The 2,643-nt window shown below is 57.4% G+C and carries 2 protein-coding genes; both read right to left on the bottom strand.

Annotation, left to right across the window (positions count from 1 at the left end; all coding sequences use genetic code 11):
* A partial coding sequence (locus AWC02_RS16480; RefSeq protein WP_207568070.1) for a DEAD/DEAH box helicase family protein occupies positions 1–490 on the bottom strand: 490 nt, incomplete at its 3' end.
* Positions 487–2,643, bottom strand: a 2,157-nt coding sequence (locus tag AWC02_RS16485) for a site-specific DNA-methyltransferase (protein ID WP_237160504.1), incomplete at its 5' end; no start/stop codon positions are given. The genes AWC02_RS16480 and AWC02_RS16485, both read right to left, overlap by 4 nt.

Below are 2,643 nucleotides of genomic sequence, written 5' to 3' on the forward strand. Positions count from 1 at the left end.
GAGTTCGCCTTACAGTGGACCTCGACCCACCAACCCCAAGCCGCATAGCGACTGGACCACCAAACGGGTCCCCCTCATGCCCGCGTGTGAGCTTAGAGTTCTTCGATAGTTTCTGCGTGTTCAGGAAGTAGACCCTACCCGGTTCGAGCGCCGGCTTGTCGAAAGGTGGTTCGATCGTGATCAGATCGGACGATGTGAACTTTTCAGACGCATCCATCAGGCGCATGCGTGTCTGGTCGTTCAAGTTCGGATCGTCCGAGAACCACAGCACGACGGCGCCGTCGTCCGGATCAAAATTGAACTTTTCGGATCCGTAGAACAGTGCCTCGATGACTGCGGCTGCCATCACGGTCTTACCGGCACCAGTCGGAGCCGTGAGCGCGACCGACGATTTGTCGCCGTCACGCTCCCATGCGGTCCGTGCGCGTTCCAGAGTGTTCAGGACGTCATCAACGGCGTCTTCTTGATAGTCCTTCAGGGTGAACTTCACAGTGCGCTCCGCCCCGCCTCGATCTCGAAATTCTGGAGGTATGCCTCGTAGAGGCGTACTGGTTCGACGTGGTCAGGAAGTTCACGGACGATTGCTTCGAACAGGCGGTCCTCGTCGGTCACGATGAACGCGATCCGTGCCCTCTCGTTTGAAGCGACAGCTTTGACAAATGCCTCCGACTGGTTCAGGTCTGCAAGCACGCCGTACGTGTCAGCGACATCCCAGCCTGCCGAGACGTTCTCTATACGGCGCCCCTCTGATCCTGCGCGCAGCCAGAGCAGCGGCGCAATTTTTCTGAACTCGCGGTTGGACGACACGCGCAGTGGTGCTTCGTAGGTGAGCGTAAAGAACTCTACGTTCTCCGTGAGGCCGTCTGCCATCGAGAACACATCGACGAATTTGTAATCCCCCCTGATCGGGTCGCCGTCTGGCGTCATGCCAGTCGTCGCGGCCTTTACGCGTGGCTTCGTGACGTATTCGCAGATACCGTTTTCCTCCCAGGCGGGATCGCCAGGGCGCAAGCCTCGGGCGCGCAATGTGGCCTGATCTTCTGCCGCCACCTCATTGTTAGTAACGCATATTGATTGTCGCCTACCATTATCTTGCTTGTTTAGTCGCATAGTCGCATGCGTCGTCGTGCCTGACCCTCCGAAAAAATCTAGTATGATTGCATTTGGCTTGCTGTCAACAAAGAAGCGAAGCGCATCCTCCACGGCGTAAAGTGATTTTGGGAAAGGAAAGCTGCGGCCTGGAAGAAAACAAGACAGTAGTGTGGATCCATGTTCAGAAGCATTATGGGAACGGAGCTTCCATTGCGTTGGAGCAATTCTTCGCCGGTCGCGACGTCCAACTGCGATGAGCGATCCATCCGTGGCGCGTCCAGTGATCTCAAAACGTTCTGATAGCACTGCCTCATACGCGCCGTCCGGCAAATAATTTACGACGTATCCGTATCTTGTTGGGCGCCCGAGTCGTACGCGCCCCTGCTCTATACGGGTGCGCAGTTCGGGTGCTGAGATTTGCCACCGTCCCTCACTTCCATTCTTGCGCAACGGCAGTATTGCGACGAGCCCCTCTCGCGTCGGCGCAACGTGAACGCCATCCGGAAGTGCGTCTCCAACGTCGACAATTTTGGGAATCGAGGGGTCTGCATAGATTGGGTAGAACATTGAACGGCGATCGGCGCGGGCGGCATTCGAACCACGACGCATCATTGACGTCCATTCGGGCGTTTGGAGCTCAGGTTCGTCGTTCGGATCCTCGGCCGGAACTCCATCGGCGCCGGTTGCTGAGCTAGACCATTCTGTTCCGAGTAGCAGTCGAGCAGGTGCTGCGTCCCCCAACATTACAAAGTAAATATATTCGTCTGTCCGACGGAATTCAGAACCCCGCGAAACCCCCTTGGGGTTGATTACGGATGAGATCATCTGGATGCGCGCACCCGGGAACGTTTGCTCTAGCAACAGTCCTAATCTCAGGTATTCCTTTTCATCAATCGTTACTATGAGGACTGAATCTTCTGGGTTCAAGAGTTCGCTGGCGAGCTTGATGCGCCGCTCCATGAACGCGAGCCACTTCGAGTGGCGATAGAGATCCTCACCTTCGACGTAGTCGTTGTTGTACTTCCAGTCCCTCGCGCCTGTGTTGTAGGGCGGGTCGATGTAGATTACATCGATCTTCGCGTGGTGGGTGAACAAAAGAGTCTGGAGTGCATGGTAGTTCTCGGCGTTGATGATCGTGTGGTAGGGCTTGTCGCCGCCGCGCTCGACCCTTCCGGTCGAGACGAGTCCCGGGTAGATCGGATCGCGAAATTCCGCGACCACGACAAGGTCATCGACCGCAGCCTCAGCGGTTGCGCCGTAGTCCGGCAATTCCAGCAACGCCGTGCGCGTGCCGGAACGGTCCTTGGTAATCGCTGCGACTCGCCAGAGTCGGGCGTCGCCAGCGTTTGCTTCGGCGCCCCGGGGCGGGAGTATCCGTACCTTATCGCCCCGCCTCACCGTTCGCCCTGGAAGTTCGACAGCTTCGGGCACGTGACGTTCGAAGTTTAAGCCGAACGAACGCCGGTTTGAGAGTGTGAGGGGGACCCGTTTGGTGGTCCAGTCGCTATGCGGCTTGGGGTTGGTGGGTCGAGGTCCACTGTAAGGCGAACT

Source organism: Mycolicibacter engbaekii, from assembly GCF_002101585.1.
Lineage (GTDB): Bacteria > Actinomycetota > Actinomycetes > Mycobacteriales > Mycobacteriaceae > Mycobacterium > Mycobacterium engbaekii.